This is a genomic window from Kocuria sp., assembly GCF_030530945.1.
Lineage (GTDB): Bacteria > Actinomycetota > Actinomycetes > Actinomycetales > Micrococcaceae > Kocuria.
The window spans coordinates 170796-194309 of the sequence record NZ_JAUMTZ010000001.1 but is presented as its reverse complement, the minus strand read 5'-3'; the positions used below and the strand labels follow the sequence as shown (position 1 = coordinate 194309).

Genomic DNA, 23514 nt, shown 5'->3' with positions numbered 1-23514 from the left:
CCCGCGCCCCCGTGGAGCCGCACCGCGCGGGTCGATAGCGTGTGACCATGACGACTTCCGTGTTCGACCTCGACGCCTTCGACCGCTCGGTCCGCCCCCAGGACGACCTCTTCCGTCACGTCAACGGCACGTGGCTGCGCACCGCGCAGATCCCCGACGACAAGGCCAGCACCGGCAGCTTCATCGAGCTGCGGGACCAGGCCGAGCAGGCGGTGCGCGAGATCATCACGGGAGCGAGCACGGGGGGCGAGCAGACGGCGTCGTCCGGGGAGCAGAGCGCGGAGACCAAGATCGCGCTGCTCTACCGGTCCTTCATGGACACCGCTCGCATCGAGGAGCTGGGCACCGAGCCGTTGCGCGAGGACCTGGCCGCGGTGGCCGCGATCGACTCACCGCGTGCCCTGTCCCGCTGGTTCGGCACGGCCATGCGACGGGGCATCGGTGCCGCGCTGGACATCGACCTGGACTCGGATCCCGGGGACCCGCGGCGCAACCTGGTGTTCGTGGGCCAGTCCGGGCTGGGACTGCCGGACGAGGAGTACTACCGCGAGGAGCAGTACGCGACGATCCGCGAGCAGTACGTGGCGCACGTCCAGAAGATGCTGGAGCTCGCGGGGTTCGACGACGCCGCGCAGCAGGCCCGCGCTGTCATGGACCTGGAGACGCGCATCGCCTCCCACCACTGGGACAAGGTCACGGTCCGGGACCTCACCAAGATGTACAACCCCATGGACTACGCCCAGCTGGCGGGCCAGACGCAGAACCTGGACTGGGACGCGGTGCTGGAGGGCGTGGGGCTGACCCCGGAGCACCTGGCCACCGTGGTCAACGCCCAGCCCAGCTTCTTCACCGGCCTGGACGGGCTGCTCACCCAGGACGAGCTGGAGGCGTGGAAGTCCTGGGCCCGCTGGCACGTGGTCTCGGCGCGCGCGGCGTACCTCCCCGAGACGTTCGTGGCGCAGAACTTCGCGTTCTACGGCACGGTGCTCTCCGGCACACCGCAGCTGCGGGAGCGCTGGAAGCGCGGCGTGGGCCTGGTGAACGGCGCACTGGGCGAGGCCGTGGGCAAGCTGTACGTGGCGCAGCACTTCTCCCCCACCGCCAAGGCCCGCATGGACGAGCTCGTGGCCAACCTGCTGGACGCCTACCGCGACTCCATCGAGCACCTGGATTGGATGACCGAGGACACCCGGGCGGAGGCGCTGAAGAAGCTCTCCGGCTTCACCCCCAAGATCGGCTATCCGGAAAAGTGGCGGGACTACTCCGCGCTGGAGGTCCGCGGGGACGACCTGGTGGGCAACGTGGTGCGCACCTCCGAGTTCGCGGTGGCGGAGCTCGCGCGCAAGGCCGGGAAGCCCGTGGAGAAGCACGAGTGGCTGATGACCCCGCAGACCGTGAACGCCTACTACCACCCGCTGCGCAACGAGATCGTGTTCCCCGCCGCCATCCTGCAGCCTCCGTTCTTCGACGAGGCCGCGGACGACGCCGTGAACTACGGCGGCATCGGCTCGGTGATCGGCCACGAGATCGGCCACGGCTTCGACGACAAGGGCTCCACCTGCGACGGCGAGGGCAGGCTGCGCAACTGGTGGACGGATGAGGACCGCGCGGCCTTCGAGGAGCGCACCGCGCGCCTGGTGGGCCAGTACGCGGCGTTGTCCCCCGCACAGTTCGCGGGCGACGACGACGCCCCGCACGTGAACGGCGAGCTCACCCTGGGCGAGAACATCGGCGACCTGGGCGGACTCTCCATTGCCTACAAGGCATGGAAGCGGGCGCAGGAGAAGAGGGCGGACCCGGACACCGAGAGCATCGACGGCTACACTCCGGCGCAGCGCCTGTTCATCTCCTGGGGCGCCGTGTGGCAGGAGAAGTCCCGGGATGAGGCCCTGCGCACGCGCATCGCCACGGACCCGCACTCCCCCGCGGAGTTCCGGGCCGGACAGACGCCGCGCAACGTGGCCGCGTTCTACGAGGCGTTCGACGTGCAGGAGGGCGACGGCATGTGGCTGCCGGAGGGCGAGCGCGTCACCATCTGGTGACGCCCCCGCACACGAGCGGCGACGAGCACCCGAGGAGAACCGTGAGCCACCCCGAGGACCCGGACGAGCGGCGTCGCCGTACCGTCAGTGAACGGCTGCTGCGCGGCGGCAGGGAACCGGACCCGCGGTTCACCCTGGCCAACGAGCGCACGTTCCTCGCGTGGATCCGCACGTCCCTCGCGTTCCTGGCCGGGGGCATCGCCATTGAGGCGTTCGCCGGTGACGTCTTCTCCGTCCCGGTGCGCCGGTTCCTGGCCGTGGTCCTTCTGCTGCTGGGCATGCTGCTCAGCGCGGGGGCGGCCGTCCGGTGGCTGCGGGTGGAACGCTCCATGCGCCACGGCGCACCCCTGCCCCTGCCACTGGTCGCGCCCCTCGTGGCGGTGGGCGGGGCCGTCGCCTCCGGGGTGCTCGTGGTGGCGGTCCTGACCCGGTGAGCGACTCCCCGCCCCCGGCCGCCCGCTGCCACGAGGACCCGGGGCTGCAGCCCGAGCGGACGGTGCTCTCCTGGGGGCGCACCATGATGGCCCTGTGCACCGCCGCAGCCCTCTACCTCCGCTGGCTGCCCGCCCACGGGCCGTTCGTGCTGAGCCTGTTCACCGTGGCGCTGCTGCTGGCACTGGGCATATATGTCACGCAGCGCATGCGGTACCGTCGGTCCACGGTGGGCCTCCACGGGGAGAACCTCACCCCGGATGTGGTGGCGGTCTTCGTGACGGCCGGTGCGTGCCTGCTCCTGGGCGCGCTGGGAATCACCACCATGCTTCTTTTCTGAGAAGTTGTGGCCACTTCAGCGGCTCCCTGGCGTGGGAGGAACACGTCCGCGCGGCCCGCACCGCATAATGACGGGACGTCGCAGCACACCTGCTCGACACCGGACCAACAATTCCCGGGAGGGCCCAGTGTCTTCATCCTCGTCCCGTGGGGCGACCACGACAGCGACCTCCGGGCCGCCCGATCCCCAGCACGCAGACCCGCGGAGCACACCGCAGGACTCCCCTGGTGAAGGCTCCCTGCAGCGCACGCTCAAGCCCCGCCACCTGACCATGATCGCCATGGGCGGTGCGATCGGCACCGGCCTGTTCGTGGCCTCCGGCAACTCCATCAACACCGCCGGCCCGGGCGGCGCCCTCGTGGCCTACGCCGCAATCGGCCTGATGGTCTTCCTGCTCATGCAGTCCCTGGGCGAAATGGCCACGCACCTGCCCGTGGCGGGCTCCTTCGAGGAGTACTCCACCCGGTACATCAGCCGCTCCTTCGGCTTCGCCATCGGCTGGAACTACTGGTACAACTGGGCGATCACCGTGGCCGCCGAGCTCGTGGCCGCGGCCCTGGTGATGCGGTACTGGTTCCCGGACGTGCCCGCGTGGATCTGGTCCGCGGCGTTCCTGGCCATCCTGTTCTCGCTCAACGCCCTCAGCGCCCGCGCGTACGGCGAGGGCGAGTTCTGGTTCTCCCTGATCAAGGTGGTCACCGTCCTGGTCTTCCTGGCCCTGGGCGTGCTGATGATCCTGGGGATCCTGGGTGGCCCCACGCCCGGGTTCCACAACTGGACCGCAGGTGAGGCGCCGTTCGTGAACGGGTTCACCGGCATCATGTCCATCTTCATGGTCGCGGGCTTCTCCTTCCAAGGCACGGAGCTCGTGGGAGTGGCCGCCGGCGAGGCGGAGAATCCTGGCGAGACCGTTCCCCGGGCCATCCGCACGGTGTTCCTGCGCATCCTGCTGTTCTACATCGGCGCCATCGCCGTGATCGGGTTCCTGATCCCCTACACCGATCCCCACCTGCTGGCGAGCGAGGTGGAGGACGTTTCGATCTCCCCGTTCACCCTGGTGTTCGAGCACGCCGGTGTGCTGGCCGCGGCGTCCGTGATGAACGCCGTGATCCTCACCGCCATCCTGTCCGCGGGAAACTCCGGCCTCTATGCTTCCACGCGCATGCTCTACGCGCTGGCGAGGTCCGGCAAGGCCCCGCGGTTCCTGGCGCGGGTCAACCGCCGCGGCGTGCCCATGCCGGCCCTGCTGGTCACCACGCTGATCGGCATGTTCTGCTTCCTCACCACCCTGATCGGCGAGGGCGAGGCCTACGTGTGGCTCATCAACGCCTCCGGCCTGGCCGGCTTCATCGTGTGGATGGGCATCGCATGGAGCCACTACCGCTTCCGCAAGGCGTACGTGCTGCAGGGTGGGGACCCGGAGAACCTCACCTACCGGGCGCGGTTCTTCCCCATCGGCCCCGTGGTGGCGCTCATCATGTGCGCCATCGTGATCGTGGGCCAGGGGTACAGCATCTTCACCTCCGGGGACGTCAACCCCCTGAGCCTGCTGTCCTCCTACCTGGGCCTGCCGATCTTCCTGGCCCTGTGGCTCGTCCACAAGCTGGTCACCAAGGACAAGGGCGTGGACCTGCGCACCGCGGACGTGACCCCCGGGCACTGAGCCCGCGCCGGGGAGGTGCGCGGGCGCCGTCGTACGACGCCGCCCGCTCACCCAACCGGGCCCCTCCCGCAGCGCACGCCGACCCGGCAGCGCGGCAGGTGCCGCGACACCCGGACCAAGCTCTGAGCCTGGACCGGGAAAACCGCCCCGCTCCCTGACAGGGAACGGGGCGGTTTCACGTGGTGGGCCTGCTGGCAGCGCGGAATCAGTCCGCGATGAGGTCCCGCACCACGATGGTGTCGTCCCGGTCCGGGCCCACGCCGATCGCGGAGATCCGGCACCCGGACATCCCCTCCAGCGCCCGGACGTAGTCCTGCGCGTTGCGCGGGAGGTCTGCGATGGAGCGCGCGCCGGTGATGTCCTCGGTCCAGCCGGGGAAGGTCTCGTAGACGGGCTTGGCGTGGTGGAAGTCGGACTGGGCCATGGGCATCTCGTCGAAGCGCTGACCGTCCACCTCGTAGGCCACGCACACGGGGATCTCGCGGAGCCCCGTGAGCACGTCCAGCTTGGTGATGAACAGGTCCGTGAAGCCGTTGATGCGCACGGCCTGGCGGGCCATGACGGCGTCGTACCACCCGGTGCGGCGGGGGCGGCCCGTGTTCACGCCGAACTCGCCGCCCGTGGTGCGCAGCCGCTCACCCATCTCGTCGAAGAGCTCGGTGGGGAACGGGCCGGCACCCACGCGCGTGGTGTACGCCTTCTGGATCCCGATCACACGCGTGATCCGCGTGGGCCCCACGCCCGAACCCACGGACGCCCCACCCGCGGTGGGGTTGGAGGAGGTCACGAACGGGTAGGTGCCGTGGTCCACGTCCAGGTAGGTGGCCTGCCCGCCCTCCATGAGAACCACCTCGTCGCGGTCCAGGGCCTCGTTGAGCAGGCGCGTGGAGTCCACGATCATGGGCGCGAGCCGGTCCGCGAAGCCCATGAAGTACTCGGCGATCTCGTCCACCTCGAACGCGCGGCGGTTGTAGAGCTTCACCAGCAACTCGTTCTTCTGCCGCAGGGCGCCCTCGATCTTCTGGCGCAGGATGGACTCGTCCAGGACGTCCTGCACGCGGATACCGAGGCGACCCACCTTGTCCATGTAGGTGGGTCCGATGCCGCGGCCGGTGGTGCCGATGGCGCGCTTGCCCAGGAACCGCTCGCTGACCTGGTCCAGGGTCTGGTGGTACGGGGCCACCAGGTGCGCGTTGGCGGAGATCCGCAGGTGGGAGGTGTCCGCCCCACGGGCCTCGAGGCCGTCGATCTCCTCGAACAGCGCCTGCGGGTTGATCACCACGCCGTTGCCGATCACGGAGGTGGCGTTGGGACTGAGGATGCCGGCGGGAAGCAGCTTCAGCTCGAACTTCTCGCCGCCCACCACCACGGTGTGCCCGGCGTTGTTGCCGCCGTTGGGCTTGACCACGTAGTCCACGCGGCCACCCAGGAGATCCGTGGCTTTGCCCTTGCCCTCATCGCCCCACTGGGCGCCGACGATCACGATTGCTGGCATGGAAACACTCTCTGTGCGGGTGCGGCCCGGTGGCCGGGGGAATCAACGGCCCACTCTACCCGGCACCGCTTTCGCGGAGCGGGGTTCGCAGCACCCGGGACGGACGGGCGCGGACCGGGACGAACGGGACGCCGGAACCGACGCCGCGGCGGGGGTGCACCCGCTCTCACCAGGTGTAACACAGGGAATTTTGAGGAAATTGTTGCTTTTCGATGGGGTGAGGATCATTCTTGGGGACATTGTGATGCATGTCACTGCATCGCCCGATGTCAAAGGACAAGACATGAACCATGAGATGCGAGCCGGTCGCGGGAGAACCGCCAAGACCTGCCTGGTCACGGCCCTGGGCCTGACACTGGCCCTGGGCACGGCGCTGCCCGCCAACGCCGCGGACATCACCCCCGCCCCCGCGACGGACGACCTCGGCCCCCAGAACCCCGACGACCTGGTCAGCTCCGAGCTGCGGGACGCCAAGGGCCAGGTGGCGGTGTTCGTGCAGCTGCGGGGGCCCAGCGCCTTCGAGGCAACCCAGCCGGCAGGCGTCCGCTCGGGCGGCAAGGACCCCGTGCAGGCCGCGGCCCAGGTCAAGGCCATCCGTCAGGCGGTGGACACCGCCGCATCAGACATGGCCTCGGCATCCGGGGCGAAGCAGCTCTACACCACCGCCAACGCCCTGCGAGGGGTGGCCCTGGAGGGCGACGCCGCGCAGCTGCGGGAGCTGAGCAAGCGCTCCGACGTGGTCAAGATCTCCAAGATCGTCCCCAAGTACCGCGAGAACGCCGGCTCGGTGGTGGACACCGCCGCGCTGAACTCCTGGACCCAGACCGGCCAGACCGGCAGGGGCATCAAGGTGGCAGTCATCGACTCCGGTCTGGACTACACCCACGCGGACTTCGGCGGGCCGGGCACCACCGACGCCTACAAGAAGGCCAAGGCCTCCACCGACCTGCCCGGCAAGGACTCGGGCCTGTACGACTCCAAGAAGTTCGTGGGCGGGTACGACCTCGCCGGAGACGCCTACGACGCCCGTGTGAGCAGCAGCCTGCCCACGCCGGACAGCAACCCGCTGGACTGCGAGGCGGGCGGCCACGGCACCCACGTGGCCGGCACCACCGCCGGCTACGGCGTGGGCGCGGACGGCAAGACGTTCAAGGGTGACTTCACCAAGCTCACCGCCGAGCAGGTGAAGGCCATGAAGATCGGCCCGGGCACCGCGCCCGAGGCCCAGCTGATGAGCTTCCGCGTCTTCGGCTGCGAGGGTTCCACGAACCTGACCATGCAGGCGCTGGACCGCACCCTGGACCCCAACATGGACGGGGACTTCTCGGACAAGGCGGACATCGTCAACATGTCCCTGGGCTCCGACTTCGGGCCGGCCACGGATCCTCAGAACGACCTCGTGGACGCCCTGTCCCGTCAGGGCGTCCTCTCCGTGATCGCCGCGGGCAACGCCGGGGACTTCCACGAGATCTCCGGGTCCCCGGGCAGCGCCCGCTCGGCCCTGACGGTCGCAAACTCGCAGGGCAGCACCGCCGTGCAGGACAAGGCCGAGGGCCTCTCCCCGGACAGCGCCAAGGGTGAGCTGACCGGTTCGTACAGCGGCAGCTACGACTACCAGGGAGCCAAGCCAGAGGACCTCCCGGGTGACGTGGTGGCCGCCCCCGCGGACAACAAGTTCGGCTGCACCCCCTTCTCGCAGAACTTCGCGGGCAAGTGGGTCATGCTCGACTGGGAAGACAACGCTCCGTTCCCGTGCGGCTCCAAGGTCCGCTTCGACAACGTGGCAGCCGCGGGTGGCAAGGGAGTGGTTCTCGAGTCCGACTACGCCGTGGACCCCTCGGCCATCGCGGGCAACGCCAAGATCCCGGGTCTGCTGATGGGCAAGAACTCCGTGGACAAGATCAGGCCCGCGGTCCAGGCCGGCGGAGCGAAGATCAAGCTGGCTCCGGAGTGGATCGGGGCCGCGCGGGCGGAGACCGGCCACAAGGACCAGGTCAACGACTCCACCTCCCGCGGCCAGCACGGCAGCAACGGCGTGATCAAGCCGGACGTCGCGGCTCCCGGCACGAACATCGGCTCCGCCGGCGTGGCCCGGGGCAACGGCGTGGCGGTCATGACCGGAACCTCCATGGCCACCCCGCACGTGGCGGGCATTGCCGCACTCGTGCAGCAGAAGCACCAGAACTACAGCGTCCAGAACGTCAAGGCCGCCATCATGAACTCGGCCGTCCAGGACGTGCACGCCGCGAACGGCAAGACCTCCGCGGTGGACCGCGTGGGCTCGGGCCGCGTGGATGCGCTGCGCGCCGTGAACCAGGAGGTGATGGTCTACGACAAGGCGGACCCCTCAGTGGTCTCCTCCACCTTCGGGGTCACCGAGATCAAGAACGGCAAGGAGACCTTTGCCCGGGAGGTGGTGCTGGACAACACCGGTGCCGCCGCCCACACCTACACGGTGCGCTTCGACGCCTCCACGGACGTCCCCGGTGTGAGCATCTCCGCGCCGAGCTCGGTCACCGTTCCCAAGGGCGGCAGGGCCACCGTCAAGGTGACCGCCACCGTGGACCGGGCGCGGCTCGAGAAGACCCACGACCCCTCGGAGGCCGTGACCCAGCTGGGCCTCGCCCGTCAGTTCCTGGCCTCCGAGTCCGGCCGCCTGGTCCTGACCGAGAACGGCCAGGACATGCGCCTGCCCATGTCCATCGCCCCGAAGCCCGCCGCAGACATGCGCGTGGACAACGCCGCCCTGGACCAGTGGGACAAGGACGGCAGGGCCACTGTGTCCCTGACCGGCACCGGACTGGACCAGGGCGGCTGGAAGTCCGCCGTGGGCGCCTTCGAGCTGGGAGGGAAGTCGGACCGTCTGGACTCCACCAAGCTCGCGGGCGGCAACTCCCAGTTCGCCGACCTGCAGTACGTGGGCGCCTCCTCCAACCTCCCGCAGCTCAAGGCCGAGGGCGGGGACGCCGCCAAGAACGGCATGATCAACTTCGGTGTCTCCAGCTGGGGCAACGCCTCCACGATGAAGCCCGACGTGGAGATGGAGATCGCCATCGACACCACCGGTGACAGCCGGCCCGACAACTACGTGGCCCTGGGCCGGGTGGACGGTCTGGACTACCCGGTGGCGAACCTGTACGGCTTCGTCAACGGTGAGCTCACGGTGATCGACCGTCAGCCGGTCAACGGCTCCTGGGGCGACGCCGACACCAACACCTTCGACACCAACGCCGTGGTGCTGCCGGCCAGCACCGCGAAGCTGGGGATCGACCCCACCAAGAAGGACACCAGGCTGAGCTACCGGGTGGCCACCTACTCCGCGAACGTGGACGGCGCGGTGGACCGTTCGAGCACCATCAGCTACAACCCGGTGAACCCCAAGGTCTCCTTCAGTGGCGAGAAGTTCAACGACTCGCTGTTCACGGACCTCCCCGGCAAGAAGCTGACCGCCCAGCGCGGTTCGTCCACCGCTGAGGGCGAGGCCCTGTTCCTGCACCTGCACAACGGCACCGGTGACCTGGCCGGCATCCGGAAGGAGGAGGACGGCGCCAAGGCCGAGGTGAAGCGGTTCCAGCCCGCCGCGAAGGCACCCGACACCCAGAACCCCATGTTCAAGGACGTCCCCAAGGACCGGGTCTTCTACTCGGAGATCTCCTGGCTCGCGAACAAGGGCATCACCAAGGGGTGGCCGGACGGGACCTTCCGCCCGAACCAGGCCGTGCAGCGTGACCAGATGGCCGCGTTCCTCTACCGGATGGCCGGTTCCCCGCAGTACACGCCTCCCACGAAGTCCCCCTTCAAGGACGTGCCCACCAGCCACGTCTTCTACAAGGAGATCTCCTGGATGAGCGAGCAGGGCATCACCAAGGGCTGGTCGGACGGGACCTTCCGCCCGAACCAGAGCATCAGCCGCGAGCAGATGGCCGCGTTCTTCTACCGGATGGCGGGCTCCCCGGCGTACACCGCGCCGAAGACCTCCCCGTTCAAGGACGTGCCCACCACCCACGTGTTCTACAAGGAGATCTCCTGGATGAACGCGCAGGGCATCGGCCGCGGCTGGCCGGACGGCACCTTCCGCCCCACCCAGCCCGTGCAGCGTGACCAGATGGCCGCGTTCCTCTACCGCTACGACCAGATGAAGTAGCCGAGCACCCCCCCGGGACGTGCACCGCACGGTTCCAGACCCGGGACGGGCCCCCGGCAGCCACCACGTGGTTGCCGGGGGCCCGTCCTCGTGCTCCCGCTCACGTCCGGCCGACGCCCCGTCCGGCGCCCTGACCGGCGCTCACCGCACGCGGCTCAGCGGCGCGCAGTCACCGGCCGTAGAGCTCCCGCGCCTCGTCCCGCTTGGCACGCACCGCCTCGGCGAAGCCCGTGGGAGCCGCCAGCTCCTCCAGACCCACGGTCTCCGTCCGCTGCCCGGCGTGGACCACGGACCAGTTGGAGCCCGCGTCCACCACCGACCGGTGCTTCACGTCGTAGTACCCGGGCTTGCCGCTGAGCGCCACGCCCCTGGCCCCGTGGAGGGCGGCAACCAGGTGGTGGTGGAAGCGGGTGGTCAGCCACACCTGGTCCGGGCGGAAGGTGAAGTCCCCCTCCCACGCGGCCTGGAACGGGATGAAGCCGTCCGGGGCCACGAGGTCCCGCAGCCGCTCGTAGGCCACGCGGTCGTCCCCGGGGATGGCCTCGAGGTAGCGCACGGACTCCCGGGGCACGCCCCAGCGCCGCAGCTGCGCCCCCGCGAAGTCCACCATGCGCTCGAAGGCGCCCTCAGCCAGGGTGTCGGACTGCACGCAGACCACCACCTCGCGCGGCGTTCCCCGCCCCGTCGCACCGGTGGCCAGACCGTCCCCCCGGTGCCCGGCGAGGAGCCCGAGGGTGCGCGCGTGACGGGGATTCGCGGCCAGGAGGAACGCGTCGTCGAAGCCCAGGGGCACCCCGGCCGCCTCGGCGCTGGGTCGGTCCCGCACGCTGAGGTGGTCCAGGTCCGAGAGCGTGTCCCCGGCCCAGGGCATCAGCCCCTGACCGGTGGCGACCAGCCGTGCACCGGAGACCTCGCGCACCGCGCGCATGGCCTCGACCACCCGCAGGTTCTCGATCCAGTCCCGGTGCAGCACCCCGCCGCCCAGCAGGTGGACGGTGCCTGCCTCCCGGAAGGCGACCAGACCGGCGTCGTACCTCGGGGAGCCGAGGTCCTGGACGAGGCTGCGCACCGTGCGCTCCAGCCCGTGGTCGATCTCGTGCAGCGCGCGGAAGATCGTGTTGACCACGTGCAGGCGCGGGTGGATGCTGCGCAGCAGGGCGCTGACGGTCCCCGGTTCGCGCACGTCCAGCCACACGTCCGTGGTGGGCGCCACCCTGGCCAGGTGGGTGAGCCAGGTGGCCGCGATGAGCTCGTCCCCGAAGTTCGGGTGGCCCGCCCAGGAGATCAGGTAGACGGGTGGGTTGCGGGAGGGCCGGACCCGCCGGGGATCCTGCAGGAGGTTGCGCATGCATGCAGGCTATCCGTGAGCCGGTGCGCGGCCGGTAACCTTGTCTCCCATGACCACGCCCCGCACCCCCCACGGTGCTTCCGCCACCCGAAGCTCGTCCAGTGTGACGGAAGGGGGAAACCGCGAGCACACCCCGCACGTGCCTTCGGGACCGAAGCAGGGCGACTACCTCAAGCCGCGCCACCTGATCATGATGGCCCTGGGGTCCGCGATCGGCACGGGGCTGTTCGTGGGCACGGGCTCGGCGATCAGGACGGCGGGCCCCGCGGTGCTGATCTCCTACCTGGTGGCGTGCACGCTCCTGGTGCTCGTGATGCGGGCGCTGGGCGAGATGGCCGCGGCGGACCCCTCCTCCGGGGCGTTCTCCACCTACGCGGGAAAGGCTCTGGGGCCCACAACCGGGCGAGCCCTCGGCTGGCTGTGGTGGGCACAGATCGTGGTGGTGGTGGCCGCCGAGGCCACCGCTGCGGCCCAGCTGGTGACCGAGCTGTGGCCGGACCTGCCGCAGTGGGCGTGGGCCCTGATCTTCATGGCCGGGTTCACGGTGATCAACCTGGTGCGGGTGGGCACGCTGGGCGAGGCGGAGTTCTGGTTCGCGCTCCTCAAGGTGGCGGCCGTGCTGGGTTTCCTGGTGGTGGGGATCCTCTTCCTGCTCAACGCGCTCCCCTCCCCGGGCCCGGGGCTGTCCAACCTCACGGAGCACGGCGGGTTCATGCCCAACGGGTTCACGGGAGTGGCCTCCGCGCTGCTCGTGGTGGTCTTCGCGTTCGGCGGCACCGAGCTGGTCACGATCGCCGCGGCGGAGACCGAGGACCCGCAGACCAACGTGGCGCACGCCATCCGCACCATCCTGGTGCGCATCCTGATCTTCTACGTGGGGTCGGTGAGCGTGATGGTCCTGGTGCTGCCGTGGAACAACGAGGGGCTCTCCGCCAGCCCGTTCGTCGCGGTGCTCACGGAGGCCGGGATTCCCGGCGCGGACGTGCTGATGACCGTGGTGATCATCCTGGCGCTGCTGTCCGCGCTGAACGCCAACATCTACGGCAGCTCCCGCATGCTCTTCTCCCTGGCCCGCCGGGGTTCCGCTCCCCGCGCCCTGGGGGTCACGACCGCGCGCGATGTGCCCCGGGCCGCCGTGGTGGCGTCCGTGGTCTTCGGCTTCATCGCCGTGGTGCTGAACTACCTGTGGCCGGAGACGGTGCTCAACGTCATGCTCAACCTGCTCGGCTCCACGTGCCTGGTGGTGTGGGGGGTCGCCCTCGTCTCCCAGATCATCCTCCGCCGGCGCGCGGACCGGGCCGGCGTCTCCTCGCCGCTGCGGATGTGGGCGTTCCCGTGGCTCTCGTACTTCGCGCTGGCCCTGCTCGCGGCCATCGTGGTCCTGGGCCTGCTGGATCCCGCCGTGCGCATCCAGTTCATCGCCACGTTCGTGCTGGTGTGCCTGATCGCCCTGGCGTGCAAGCTGCTCATCCGTGACCGCGCCCCGGAGAACACCCCCGCGGACGACGCCGTTGCCTCCGCCTGATCCCTCCCGCAGCTTTGCGCCACCCGCAGGGGCGCGGTCCCTGCGGGCAGGGGCACCGCAGGGAGAGCCCGTGCCCGGCGGTGGGCGGCAGAACACCGGAACTGCGACCGAGCGCCCATCCCCGTGAGGGGACGGGCGCTCGGTCGCAGCGGGTCAGCGGGCTGCGAGGCGGCCGGCGCAGGCCGCGGTGCAGCGGGCCACAGTTCAGCGGGCCTTGATCTGTGCGGCCGCCTCAGGATCGGAGTCGTCCAGGAACTTCGCGATGCGCTGGGCCTCGTCCAGCTCCCCGATCTGCGCGGCGGCCTGGCCCAGGGCGGCGAGAGCGCGCAGGAACCCGCGGTTGGGCTCGTGGGAGTACGGCACGGCGCCGTGGCCCTTCCAGCCGTGGCCGCGCAGCGAGTCCAGGCCGCGGTGGTAGCCCACGCGCGCGTAGGCGTAGCCCTCCAGCGTGCGGCCGTCCGAGAGCGCCTCCTCCGCGAGGACGGCCCACGGCAGCTGCTCCTTGGGGAACGCGGCCGCGAGGTCCTCGGCCTCGTCCCCGGCCTCGATGCGGGCGGTGAGGTCCTGGTTCTCCTCCAGGTAGGTGGGCTCCGGTTCGTCCAGGAGGTTCTTGCCGAGCAGTGCCACGGTGGTTCCTTTCCACGATCGTGCAGGGTCCGCTGCCACTGTACGCAGACCGGACGACGCCGCTCCACGCCGCCCGCCGCGGACGTCGCCTCCGCCCGCGGTCCCCGTGCGCACACCGTCCGCTTTGCGCATTCCGTCCGCGGTCTCCCGCGGGTGCGGTGTTCCCTGCGCGCGGCCCGAAAACGCGGCGGTGCCCCGCACGCGGACGTGCGGGGCACCGAGGACGCGGGGCTGGGACCTACTTGAGGGAGGTGCCCGCCGAGCCGAGGTCCTGGCACGCCTGCACCACGCGGGCGGCCATGCCGGCTTCGGCCTCGCCGCCCCACACGCGGGGGTCGTACTTCTTCTTGTTGCCGACCTCGCCGTCGATCTTGAGGACGCCGTCGTAGTTGCTCAGCATGAAGCCGGCCACGGGACGGGTGAACGCGTACTGGGTGTCCGTGTCCACGTTCATCTTGATCACGCCGTAGGACACGGCGTCCGCGATCTCCTGGGGGGTGGAGCCGGAGCCGCCGTGGAACACGAGGTCGAAGGGGCGGTCCTTGCCGATCTGCCTGCCCACCTCGTCCTGGATCTCCTTGAGCAGCTCGGGGCGCAGGCGCACGTTGCCCGGCTTGTAGACGCCGTGGACGTTGCCGAAGGTCAGCGCGGTGATGTACCGGCCCTTCTCACCGGCGCCGAGGGCCTCGATGGTCTTCATGCCGTCCGCCACGGTGGTGTAGAGGGAGTCGTTGATCTCCCCGACCACGCCGTCCTCCTCGCCGCCGACGGCGCCGATCTCCACCTCCAGGATGATGTGCGCCTTGTTGGTGCGCTCCAGCAGCTCCTGGGCGATCTTGAGGTTCTCGTCCAGGGCGATCGCGGAGCCGTCCCACATGTGGGACTGGAAGATGGGGTCCTCGCCGCGGGCCACGGCCTTCTCGGACTCGGCCAGCAGCGGGAGCACGAAGCCCTCTAGCTTGTCCTGCGGGCAGTGGTCGGTGTGCAGGGCGATGTTGACGTCGTACTGCTTGGCCACCTCGCGGGCGAAGGCCGCCATGGCCAGCGAGCCGGTGACCATGTCCTTCACGGACGCACCGGACCAGTAGGCCGCGCCACCGGTGGAGGCCTGGATGATGCCGTCCGAACCGGCCTCGGCGAAACCGCGGATCGCGGCGTTGAGGGTCTGGGAGGAGGTGACGTTGATGGCCGGGTAGGCGAAGCCCTTCTCCTTGGCCCGGTCGATCATCTCGGAGTAAACGTCAGGGGTTGCGATGGGCATGGAGTGCTCCTTCTTCTGGGTTCCCGATGCACGGTTGGACCGTGGCCTGAGGCCTCTTCCCACTCTAGTGCTCCGCCGCTCCCCTGGCCCGGGGAAGCGCCGAGTGGAAACGGGGGAATGGGCGCGGGGCGAGCCATCTGGGCGTCCCACCCACCCGGTGGGGGTGCATGGGGATCAGCACCGACCGGGGCTGGTCACCTGTGGCCCGGGCGGGCCCCGCTGCGCCGGCCGGTCACAGCCGCCAGCACGAGCTGGTCTGCGGGATGCCGTTGAAGCGGGCGTCCAGGTAGGCGAGCATCGAGGGGATGCCCTCCACGTACCCGCCCAGGTGGCTGGGCGTGGCGAGGGTCTGCAGCGAGACGTTCGTGCCCTGGCCGCACCAGTTCTGGGCGAGGGTGCGCCCCGCCTGGTAGGGGACGACGTCGTCGGCGAGCCCGTGCGCGATGCGCACCGGAACGCGGGGGTGCCGGCCCGCCACGCCATTGGTCTGCGCGTCCAGGTACGCCTTCAGCTCCGGGTCGCCCAGCAGCTGGGAGAACGAACGCCCGTCCGCGGTGAGCCTCGTGGACGGCACGAGGGCCTCACCCAGGACCGTGGGGATGATGCAGCTATCCTGCGCCCTGTCGTAGCGCTTCTGACCGTCCGCGTTGAGCCTGCCGCGCACGTCCACACCGGAGTCCTGGGCGGCCCCCATCACGTAGAAGGACAGACCCGTGAACAGGGAGGAGTCGATCTGCTTGCCGGTGCGCGTGAGGTCCGCGGGCGGCGCGCCCACCCAGGCGCTCTTGAGCTGCAGCTCGGGGGCGTACTCTGCGGCGCTCTCCACCGCCGACGCCGTGGCCCCGCCACCCTGCGAGTACCCCACCGCGGCCACAGGGGTGGTGGCGTCCACGCCCTTCATGCCGAGGCGCTGCGCGGCGCGCACCGCGTCCAGCACGGCGTGGGCCTGGTCCACACGGTTCATGTAGGTGTGGGTGCCCGCCGTGCCCAGCCCGATGTAGTCCGGCACCACCACGTTGTACCCGGCGTTGACCAGGCCCGAGACGTTGATGCCCTCGTAGTTCGTGCCCATGGCCAGCTGGCGGGAGGGCGCGCAGGAGTCACCCATCCCCTGGGTGCCCGGGGACAGCACCACCAACGGCCGCGGGGTGGCCTTCTTCCACGGCTTCCTGGACTGCATCACCGTGCCGCTGGCGGCCACGGCCTGGTTCTTGCTGCTGGTGGTCTTGTACAGGATGCGGGTGGCGGAGGCATCGGGTTTGATGAGCTTGACCGGGTCCATGTAGAACGTGGAGGGCTCGGAGCGCACCACGTCGCCGTCCGCGGCGGGCAGCTGGGCCGGGGTGGTGTAGAAGTCCGCATCCGTGGAGCTGCGCAGCTTCTGCAGGGCGTCCTCGCGGGCCACGTCCTCGCGTGTGAGGCCCTGCTCCTCCAGCTTCTGGTCCTGCTCGCTGCGCGTCAGCGCGGAGAGGCCGCCGTCCGAGGGCGTGCTCGCATGAGCTGGGGGCAGTCCAGCCAGGAGCAGCCCGGCACCGAGCACCAGGGCTCCGGCGGAGCGTCGCAGGAACGGTGGTCGGGTGGTCGATCGAGACATGGTCGGACGGCCCTCTCGTAGTGTGATGCAACTCACAAAATCCTACGGCACATGTCAGCTCACGGCCAGAGCTGTTCGGACGGCTCTGCCCCGCCAGGGTCTCTCCCATCGCCCAAAACATGAAGCAAAAACGGACGGTACGGTCCGCAAAATCCCGCTTTTCTTGCGGGTCCCGTCCCGGAAGCATGGAGGCATGACCACCACCCAGACCCCCGCCCCGTACCTCAACGCCCGCGCCGCCCGGTGGCGCACCGTTCCCGCGGAGGCGCGTGCCCACGAGCTGCACCGCAGCATGGCCGGATACGAACCCACCGCCCTGCGGGAACTGTCCGCTCTGGCGCGGGAACTCGGCGTGGGCCGCGTGTTCGTCAAGGACGAGTCGGACCGGCTGGGGCTGCCGGCCTTCAAGATCCTCGGCGCCTCCTGGGCCGTGTGCCGAGCGGTGGCCCAGCGCATCGAGGCACCCGCAGAGGGCCTCACCGTGGGGTCCCTGCGCGCCGCGCTGGACGCCGCCGGCTCCCCGGAACTGACCATCGTGACCGCGACCGACGGCAACCACGGGCGCGCCGTGGCGCGCATGGCCGCACTGCTCGGGCTGCGGGCGCGCGTCTACATCCCCCGGGGCGTGGGGGATGCCGCCGTCGCCGCCATCGAGGCAGAGGGTGCCCCGGTGCTGCCGGGCGGACCCACGTACGACGACGCCGTGGCCACCGCCGCCGCCTCGGCCACCGGCCCCGACCAGCTGCTGGTGCAGGACACCTCCTGGCCCGGCTACGAGGAGGTGCCGCGGTGGATCGTGGAGGGCTACACCACCCTGTTCGCGGAGGCGGACGAGCAGCTCGCGGCCGCGGGGGCCCACGGCCCGGACCTCGTGGCCTGCCCCGTGGGCGTGGGTGCCCTCGCGCACGCCATGGTGGAGCACTACCGGGGCATCATCCGCAGCAGCGCCGTCCTGCTCGCGGTGGAACCCCGCACCGCGGACTGCGTGGCGCAGTCCCTGAAGGCCGGTGAACCCGTCACCGTGGACACCTCCACCCCCACCGTGATGGCCGGGCTCAACTGCGGCACCCCCTCCGGGATCGGGTGGCCCGCGCTCCGGGACGGGGTGAGCGCCGCCGTTTCCGTGACCGAGGACGAGTGCCGCCGCGCCGTGGCCGACCTGCAGGAGCTGGGCCAGGACTCGGGACCCTGCGGAGCGGCGTCGTTGGCGGGGGTGCGGGAGCTGCTGGGAGCCCCGGGGGCCCGGGAGGAGCTGGGGCTGGACGGCGGGTCCACCGTGCTGCTCATCAGCACCGAGGGCCTGCGCGCCAATCCCCTCCCGACCGCGTGACACACTGACCGGACCGTCTTCCACCAAGGAGGTCCAGCGTGCTCAACGTGGACCGGCTCAGGGTCCTGGCCGAGCTCAGCCGCCGCGGCACGCTGCGCGCGGTAGCCGAGTCCCTGTCCTACAGCACGTCCGCGGTCTCCCAGCAGCTGCACCAGCTCGAGAGGGACGTGGGGGTCCTACTCGTGGCGCGCGCGGGACGGCGGCTCGTGCTCACGGACCAGGGCACGGTCCTCGCCGCGCACGCCCACACGATCCTCGCGGACATGGAGCGCGCGGAGGCCGACGTCCTCGCCGCCACGAGCGAACCGCGGGGCACCGTGACCGTGGCCGGGTTCCAGTCCGCGGCCACCACGCTGGTGCCCGCAGCCCTGGCCGTGCTGCGGCGGGAGCACCCCGGGGTGGAGGTCCTGTTCCGGCTCGGGGAGACGGACGAGGCGCTCGCCGCGCTGCCCGGTGCGGGCGTGGACGTGGTGCTCGCGGAGAGCTACCCGGGGGCGGTCACCCCGCCCGCACCCGGTGTGGTGCTGGTGCCGCTGCTCCAGGACCCGCTGCGACTGGCCGTGGGTGCTGCGCGGGCGGCGTCGCTGGACCCGGGCCGGGACGTCCTGGCCCAGCTGGCCGACGCCGCGTGGGCGGGCGAGCCGGAGCACACCCCGCCGCGCGCGTGGCTGGCGGAGCAGTGCCGACGCCGCGGCTTCGAACCGCGCGTCACGTGCGTCTCCGAGGACCTCGCGGTGCAGGCGGCGTTCGTGGCGGGCGGCCACGCGGTGGCCGTGCTGCCGGAGCTGGCGCTGGGATCCGCGCCCGAGGGGATCGTGACCCTGCCCCTGGGCGACCCCCCGCCGTGCCGGACCGTCACGGCGGCGTGGCGGGAGAGTGCCCGGAACCACCGCGCGGCCCAGGCGGTGCTGGAGGCGCTGCGGCGGGCCGCGCAAGAGGTTCAGTCGGCCGTGACCCGCTGACCGAAGACGTGCCGCCGGATCCAGGCGTGCATGGTCACCGCGGCGGCGGCTCCCGCGTTGATGGAGCGGGTGGAACCGAACTGTTCGATCGCCAGGACGGCATCCGCCTGAGCGACCAGCTCCGCCGAGACCCCCGGGCCCTCCTGGCCGAACACCAGCACGCAGTGCTCGGGGAGGTCGAACGTCTCGATCAGCTGCGAGCCGGGAACGTTGTCCACCGCGAGCACCGCCAGGCCCTCGGCGCGCGCCCAGTCCAGGAACTCGGCCACGCTCGCGTGGTGCCTCACGTGCTGGTAGCGGTCCGTGACCATGGCCCCGCGGCGGTTCCAGCGGCGGCGCCCGATGATGTGCACCTCGCGCGCCAGGAACGCGTTCGCGGTGCGCACCACGGAGCCGATGTTGAAGTCGTGCTCCCAGTTCTCCACCGCCACGTGGAACGCGTGCCGCCGGGAGTCCAGGTCCGCGACGATCGCGTCCATGCGCCAGTAGCGGTAGGGGTCCGCCACGTTGCGGCGGTCCCCCTCGCGCAGCAGCTCCGGGTCCCAGTGGTCCCCGGTGGGCCACTCGCCCTGCCACGGCCCCACGCCGACCTCACGGGCCTGCGCGGCGGGCAAGACATCCTCACCGGAGTCCTGCGCGGCCCTGCCGTCACCCGCGGACGGTGTCGCCGACGCCGCGGCCGTCACGGTGCGGTCGGGCCGGTGCCGCGCGCGGGCGGCGTCGTCGGGCTCAGGGAGACCCGGCTCAGTCAAGCCCCAGCTCGTCCTTGGAGTAGGCGTACAGGCACGGGACGCCCGCGGTCTCCTCGATGCGCTCCTTGGCGCCGGTGCGGCGGTCCACGATCACCGCCACGGCCACCACGTTCGCGCCCGCCTTCTGCAGGGCCTCCACCGCGGTGAGGGCGGAGCCACCCGTGGTGGAGGTGTCCTCCACGACCACCACGTTGCGCCCCACCACGCTGGGGCCCTCCACCTGGCGGCCCATGCCGTAGGACTTCTGGGCCTTGCGCACCACGAACGTGTCGATTGCACGGCTCTGGTCCCCGGCGGTGCGCATGATCGCGTTGCCCACCGGATCCGCGCCCATGGTGAGGCCGCCGGCGGCGTCGAACTCGATGCCCGCCTGGTCCAGCAGGCCCAGCATCACCTGGCCCACGTACCGGGACGCCTCGTGGTGCAGGGTCACCCGCCGCAGGTCCACGTAGTAGTCCGCCTCGATGCCGCTGGCCAGGGTGACCCTGCCCCGCACCACGGCGAGGTCCTTGATGAGGTCGCGCAGGCGCTCGCGGGCGGTGTCCAGGTCCACGGGAGAGAAGTCGGTGCTCATGGCCCCAGCTTACGTGGCGGGGCCGGGGCCGGCGGGGACGACGCCGCGGCGCCCTCCGCCGGCGCCCTCAGCCCAGTCGGCCACCGGACTCGCGCAGGTAGCACGCCGCGCACAGGGACTCGTAGGTCACGGCCACGCCGTCGATGGCCACCTGGTCCCCCTCGAACACGAAGTCCTCCCCCACCCTGCGGGTGTTGAACAGCGCCTTGCGGCCGCAGCGGCAGATGGTCTTGAGCTCCTCCAGCGTGTGGGCGAGCTCCATGAGCCGCTCGGAGCCCGGGAAGGAGCGGGTGCGGAAGTCCGTGCGGATGCCGTAGGCCATCACGGGAACCTCCAGGAGCACGGCGATGCGCAGGAGGTCGTCCACCTGCCCGGTCTCCAGGAACTGCGCCTCGTCCACCAGCAGGCACGCCACGGGCTGCGCCGCCACGTGCTCGAGCAGGGCGTCCGGGTCGTCCCCCAGTGCGTGGCGCTTGAACAGGCCCATGGCGCTCTCGCCGGGCGGGATCAGGAAGTCCACGGTGCGGGTGACACCCAGCCGGGACAGGATCTGGTCCTCGCCCCTGGTGTCCACCTGGGGCTTGGCCAGCAGCACGCGCTGCCCGCGCTCCTCGTAGTTGTAGGCGGCCTGCAGCAGCGCCGTGGATTTCCCGGAGTTCATCGCGCCGTAGCGGAAGTAGAGCTTGGCCACGGTCGGTCAGTCTATCGGCGCCGCGCTCGCCACCTGCCCGGGCACGCGCCCCGGGCGGACGACGCCGCCGCGCCGGGTTCCGCGCGCCCCGCACCGAGGGCGACCACGCGCGGGGGCCCCGGCGGGCAGCGCCTCACGCACGCGGCGTCGCCCGCAGCCACGCGTCCGCCGGGCGGGGCCAGCGCTGCACGCGGCCGTCCTCGGTGGTGACCTCCACGGCGTACTCCACCGCGCCCGCGGAGGGCGGCAGCTCCGCCGCGTGCTCCCCCGCGAGGGCCGTGGCGGGCATGCTCGTGCGGGTGACCGCCGCGCCCTGAGAGGTGCGGGAGAGCAGGGTCACGGAGACCACACGGGTGCCCCCGGCGCCCGCCGCGTGCACGCGCACCAGTGCCGAGTTCTCGGGTCCGGGCCGACGCACCGAGAGCTGCACCATCCGCGGGTCGAACACCCCGCGCACCCGGCAGTGCAGCACGTCCCCGTCCCGCCAGCCCGTGGGGCCGGTGTTGCGGGGGTTGTGCACGGCGTGGGGTTCGTCCGCGAACTCGAACGTGTAGCCGCGCACCGTGTACCCGGGCATGGCCAGGCGCCACTGCTCCAGCGCGGTGGTGTCCTCCGGGATGCCGTACTGGGGCACGTAGACCGTCTCGTTGAGGATCACCGAGTTCACGTAGGGCGCCAGCCCGCCGTGGGGGCTGACCCCGGTGTCCAGGCGCAGGATCTCGAAGGGGCGCCCGTAGCGGGTGAGCAGCGGTTCCAGGTGCTCCCGCACGATGCCGTCGTAGCGCTCCCGCAGGGGGTGCCCGGACGGTGGACGCAGCACCAGCAGCCGTTCCTCGTCCAGCACCTTCAGGAAGCAGTCCGCGTGCTGGATGCCGTGGTCCTCGTAGTTCGGCAGCACCACCTGCTGGGACATGCCCGTGACCGCCGTGACGTCCTCCAGCACCTCCGTGCGCGTGGCCCCGGCGAACTCGTTCTCCGCCACGAGGATCTCGGTGCTGATCAGCAGGTCGTGGCCGTCCGAGAGCACGTTGCCGCCCGTGAACGCGTGGGGCAGCCGGGCGAACGGGCGGCCCAGGGCACGCGCGAGCACCGGCTGGGCGCGCTGGTCCACGGGCTCGTAGGCCAGCTGGGCCAGGGGCTCGCCGTCCACGGTGAGCAGCGGGTCACCGGGCTCGGGGCCGCTGAACGGTGTGGCGTACACGTAGCGCGCGCCCACGCACCACAGCTGCCCGGTCTCGTCCACCACCGGGTGGGGGCCCCAGTCGCGGACCCACACGGCGTCGTCGCCCTGGGGGGCGCGGACGAACGTGACCCGGTCCGGGGCGACCCCCTGCGAGGCGAACCATGCGGCGGCGTCGCCCTCGGAGGCGGCATCCGTCACGAGCACCCACAGGTGCTCGTCCAGCGCGAGGTCCCGCAGCAGCGCGGCGGGCAGCGCCGCGGGCCAGGTCACGAAGGCGCCCAGAGCGGGCTCCCACTCGGCAACGAGTCGTTTCTTCACGGTGTCCTTCTTCGGGTCGGCGCGGGGATCAGCGGCTGCGGACGCGGCCGGCGGCTGCGCGGCGGCGTCGGCCCACCACCACGAGGAGTGCGGAGAGGACGATGAAGACGACGAGCGGGATCACGGAGCCCTCCAGGCCGAACGCCCCGCCGGTGAGCAGGGTGGGGCTGTGCTCACCGGGCGTGTAGTGGCCCACGGACGTGCTCATCCTCATGTGGGAGACCGGCGCGCCCCACAGGTTGCCCTGGCTCCAGTTCCAGAACGTGTGGAACGCGCACGCGCCCCACAGGCTGCCGGTGACCCAGACCCACAGGGCCAGGAACACCGCGACCATGCAGAGGTTGCCCCACGCGACCCAGGTGAGACCGCCGTTCGCGCCGTGCAGGGCGGCGAAGGCGACGGTCTGGACGACGACGGCGAGCACGAGGCCCCAGCGGGGTGCCACGGCCTGCATGAGGTAGCCCCGGTCCGTGATCTCCTCCGTGGAGGACTGGATGGCGAAGCCGAGCAGCAGCACGAGGGCGAGCGGCAGGGCCGCCCACGTGGGCGCCGCGAGACTCGCCGTGCCCAGGAGGACGTTGAGCAGGACCGTGACGGTGGTCAGTGCCACCGCGAGCAGCGCACCCAGCGCGATGCTGCGCCCGGCGGGACCCCGGAAGCCCAGGGATGCCACGGGCCGCTTCTCCTTGAAGCGCACCCAGGCGAAGAACAGCAGCATGGGCAGCACGAACGAGGCGGTGAGAATCAGCTGACCCCCGAAGGAGTCATCCGGGAAGAGGGACACCAGCGGCAGCGCCGGGAGCTGGCCGAGCAGCGGGATCAGCACCGCCACCACGATGGCCAGGACGGGGCCGGTGGGGCGCCGCGCCTCGGACATGCCCTCCAGGGCGGAGCGGGACGGGCGCGGGGGAAGCACCCGGTCCGGGGTTCTCTGGGCTGGTGCGTCCATGGCTGCTCCTGAGGGGATGAACGGGGGAAGGGCCGAGCGTGCTCCCCACGGTACGTGGCCCGCCGCGGATCACCGCATCCGTGACCGCGGCGGACGGGGGCGCCGCGGCAGCGCCCCCGGGGACGAGGACCTGCGGGGAGCTCTGTGCTGGCTGGCTGTCGCCGCCCACCAGACGGTGAAGGCCGCGGCTGAGCCGGTGACGCACCGGGCGGACCACCGGGCGCCGGAGTTCACGAACCGTTCATACCAGAGCCAGGTCACGGTCATTCTGGGACGACACACTT

At 71.1% G+C, this 23514-nt stretch carries 18 protein-coding genes; 8 read left to right on the top strand and 10 right to left on the bottom strand.

Features of this window, described 5'->3' with window-relative positions; all coding sequences use genetic code 11:
* Positions 1-47: 47 nt before the first annotated feature.
* The 4 genes from Q4A22_RS00865 to Q4A22_RS00850 all read left to right on the top strand — a co-directional run bounded on the left by Q4A22_RS00865 (position 48) and on the right by Q4A22_RS00850 (position 4477).
* Positions 48-2042, top strand: coding sequence for a M13 family metallopeptidase (locus Q4A22_RS00865; protein ID WP_303176637.1), 1995 nt, complete (start codon positions 48-50; stop codon positions 2040-2042).
* A 41-nt stretch (positions 2043-2083) separates the two neighbouring features.
* Positions 2084-2476, top strand: coding sequence for a YidH family protein (locus Q4A22_RS00860; RefSeq protein ID WP_303176636.1), 393 nt, complete (start codon positions 2084-2086; stop codon positions 2474-2476).
* Positions 2473-2814, top strand: coding sequence for a DUF202 domain-containing protein (locus tag Q4A22_RS00855; protein WP_303176635.1), 342 nt, complete (start codon positions 2473-2475; stop codon positions 2812-2814). Before Q4A22_RS00860 ends, Q4A22_RS00855 begins: the two co-directional genes overlap by 4 nt.
* Positions 2815-3085: 271 nt before the next feature.
* Positions 3086-4477 carry an amino acid permease gene (locus Q4A22_RS00850; protein ID WP_303176955.1) on the top strand — a complete coding sequence of 464 codons (1392 nt, stop codon included), beginning with the start codon at positions 3086-3088 and terminating at the stop codon, positions 4475-4477.
* 205 nt (positions 4478-4682) lie between these two features.
* Here the strand turns inward: Q4A22_RS00850 and Q4A22_RS00845 are convergent, their stop codons facing one another.
* Entirely contained in the window at positions 4683-5972 is a 1290-nt protein-coding gene (locus tag Q4A22_RS00845; RefSeq protein WP_303176634.1) for an adenylosuccinate synthase, read from the bottom strand.
* 283 nt (positions 5973-6255) lie between these two features.
* Between Q4A22_RS00845 and Q4A22_RS00840 the strand changes: the two genes are divergently transcribed.
* The gene (locus tag Q4A22_RS00840; protein WP_303176633.1) at positions 6256-10116 is read left to right on the top strand and encodes a S8 family serine peptidase; all 3861 of its coding nucleotides are present in this window, start codon (positions 6256-6258) and stop codon (positions 10114-10116) included.
* Between the two features lie 169 nt (positions 10117-10285).
* Here the strand turns inward: Q4A22_RS00840 and Q4A22_RS00835 are convergent, their stop codons facing one another.
* Positions 10286-11464 (bottom strand): polysaccharide pyruvyl transferase family protein, encoded by a 1179-nt coding sequence (locus tag Q4A22_RS00835; protein WP_303176632.1) that lies wholly within the window; start codon positions 11462-11464, stop codon positions 10286-10288.
* Between the two features lie 139 nt (positions 11465-11603).
* On the opposite strand from Q4A22_RS00835, the gene Q4A22_RS00830 reads away from it, so the two are divergent.
* The gene (locus Q4A22_RS00830) at positions 11604-12989 is read left to right on the top strand and encodes an amino acid permease (RefSeq protein ID WP_368410535.1); all 1386 of its coding nucleotides are present in this window, start codon (positions 11604-11606) and stop codon (positions 12987-12989) included.
* A gap of 204 nt (positions 12990-13193) precedes the next feature.
* Here Q4A22_RS00830 and Q4A22_RS00825 read toward each other — a convergent pair whose 3' ends face one another.
* The 3 genes from Q4A22_RS00825 to Q4A22_RS00815 form a co-directional block, all read right to left on the bottom strand.
* Positions 13194-13616, bottom strand: coding sequence for a DUF3151 domain-containing protein (locus Q4A22_RS00825; protein WP_303176630.1), 423 nt, complete (start codon positions 13614-13616; stop codon positions 13194-13196).
* Between the two features lie 238 nt (positions 13617-13854).
* Entirely contained in the window at positions 13855-14877 is a 1023-nt protein-coding gene (gene fbaA, locus Q4A22_RS00820; protein WP_303176629.1) for a class II fructose-bisphosphate aldolase, read from the bottom strand.
* 232 nt (positions 14878-15109) lie between these two features.
* Positions 15110-16471: a lipase family protein gene (locus Q4A22_RS00815; RefSeq protein ID WP_303176628.1), complete on the bottom strand. Its 1362-nt coding sequence runs from the start codon at positions 16469-16471 to the stop codon at positions 15110-15112.
* Between the two features lie 193 nt (positions 16472-16664).
* Between Q4A22_RS00815 and Q4A22_RS00810 the strand changes: the two genes are divergently transcribed.
* Both Q4A22_RS00810 and Q4A22_RS00805 read left to right on the top strand, forming a co-directional pair.
* On the top strand, positions 16665-17801 hold the full coding sequence (locus tag Q4A22_RS00810; protein ID WP_303176627.1) for a diaminopropionate ammonia-lyase: 1137 nt from the start codon (positions 16665-16667) through the stop codon (positions 17799-17801).
* 38 nt (positions 17802-17839) lie between these two features.
* Positions 17840-18763 (top strand): LysR family transcriptional regulator, encoded by a 924-nt coding sequence (locus Q4A22_RS00805; RefSeq protein ID WP_303176626.1) that lies wholly within the window; start codon positions 17840-17842, stop codon positions 18761-18763.
* On the opposite strand, the gene Q4A22_RS00800 is transcribed toward Q4A22_RS00805, so the two are convergent.
* The 5 genes from Q4A22_RS00800 to Q4A22_RS00780 form a co-directional block, all read right to left on the bottom strand.
* Positions 18742-19377 (bottom strand): RNA methyltransferase, encoded by a 636-nt coding sequence (locus tag Q4A22_RS00800; protein ID WP_303176954.1) that lies wholly within the window; start codon positions 19375-19377, stop codon positions 18742-18744. The genes Q4A22_RS00805 and Q4A22_RS00800 overlap by 22 nt on opposite strands.
* Positions 19378-19507: 130 nt before the next feature.
* On the bottom strand, positions 19508-20089 hold the full coding sequence (pyrE, locus tag Q4A22_RS00795) for an orotate phosphoribosyltransferase (protein WP_303176625.1): 582 nt from the start codon (positions 20087-20089) through the stop codon (positions 19508-19510).
* A 67-nt stretch (positions 20090-20156) separates the two neighbouring features.
* Positions 20157-20780: a thymidine kinase gene (locus Q4A22_RS00790; protein ID WP_303176624.1), complete on the bottom strand. Its 624-nt coding sequence runs from the start codon at positions 20778-20780 to the stop codon at positions 20157-20159.
* Positions 20781-20913: 133 nt separating this feature from the next.
* The gene (locus Q4A22_RS00785; RefSeq protein WP_303176623.1) at positions 20914-22281 is read right to left on the bottom strand and encodes an agmatine deiminase family protein; all 1368 of its coding nucleotides are present in this window, start codon (positions 22279-22281) and stop codon (positions 20914-20916) included.
* Between the two features lie 28 nt (positions 22282-22309).
* Positions 22310-23230 carry a CPBP family intramembrane glutamic endopeptidase gene (locus tag Q4A22_RS00780; protein WP_303176622.1) on the bottom strand — a complete coding sequence of 307 codons (921 nt, stop codon included), beginning with the start codon at positions 23228-23230 and terminating at the stop codon, positions 22310-22312.
* Positions 23231-23514: the final 284 nt, after the last annotated feature.

Coding starts and splice junctions, on each gene's coding strand:
- Q4A22_RS00850 (WP_303176955.1), top strand. CDS start 3,086: ATGATCGCCATGGGCGGTGCGATCGGCACCGGCCTGTTCGTGGCCTCC.
- Q4A22_RS00835 (WP_303176632.1), bottom strand. CDS start 11,464: ATGCGCAACCTCCTGCAGGATCCCCGGCGGGTCCGGCCCTCCCGCAAC.
- Q4A22_RS00865 (WP_303176637.1), top strand. CDS start 48: ATGACGACTTCCGTGTTCGACCTCGACGCCTTCGACCGCTCGGTCCGC.
- fbaA (WP_303176629.1), bottom strand. CDS start 14,877: ATGCCCATCGCAACCCCTGACGTTTACTCCGAGATGATCGACCGGGCC.
- Q4A22_RS00840 (WP_303176633.1), top strand. CDS start 6,256: ATGAACCATGAGATGCGAGCCGGTCGCGGGAGAACCGCCAAGACCTGC.
- Q4A22_RS00845 (WP_303176634.1), bottom strand. CDS start 5,972: ATGCCAGCAATCGTGATCGTCGGCGCCCAGTGGGGCGATGAGGGCAAG.
- Q4A22_RS00810 (WP_303176627.1), top strand. CDS start 16,665: ATGACCACCACCCAGACCCCCGCCCCGTACCTCAACGCCCGCGCCGCC.
- Q4A22_RS00815 (WP_303176628.1), bottom strand. CDS start 16,471: ATGTCTCGATCGACCACCCGACCACCGTTCCTGCGACGCTCCGCCGGA.
- pyrE (WP_303176625.1), bottom strand. CDS start 20,089: ATGAGCACCGACTTCTCTCCCGTGGACCTGGACACCGCCCGCGAGCGC.
- Q4A22_RS00780 (WP_303176622.1), bottom strand. CDS start 23,230: ATGGACGCACCAGCCCAGAGAACCCCGGACCGGGTGCTTCCCCCGCGC.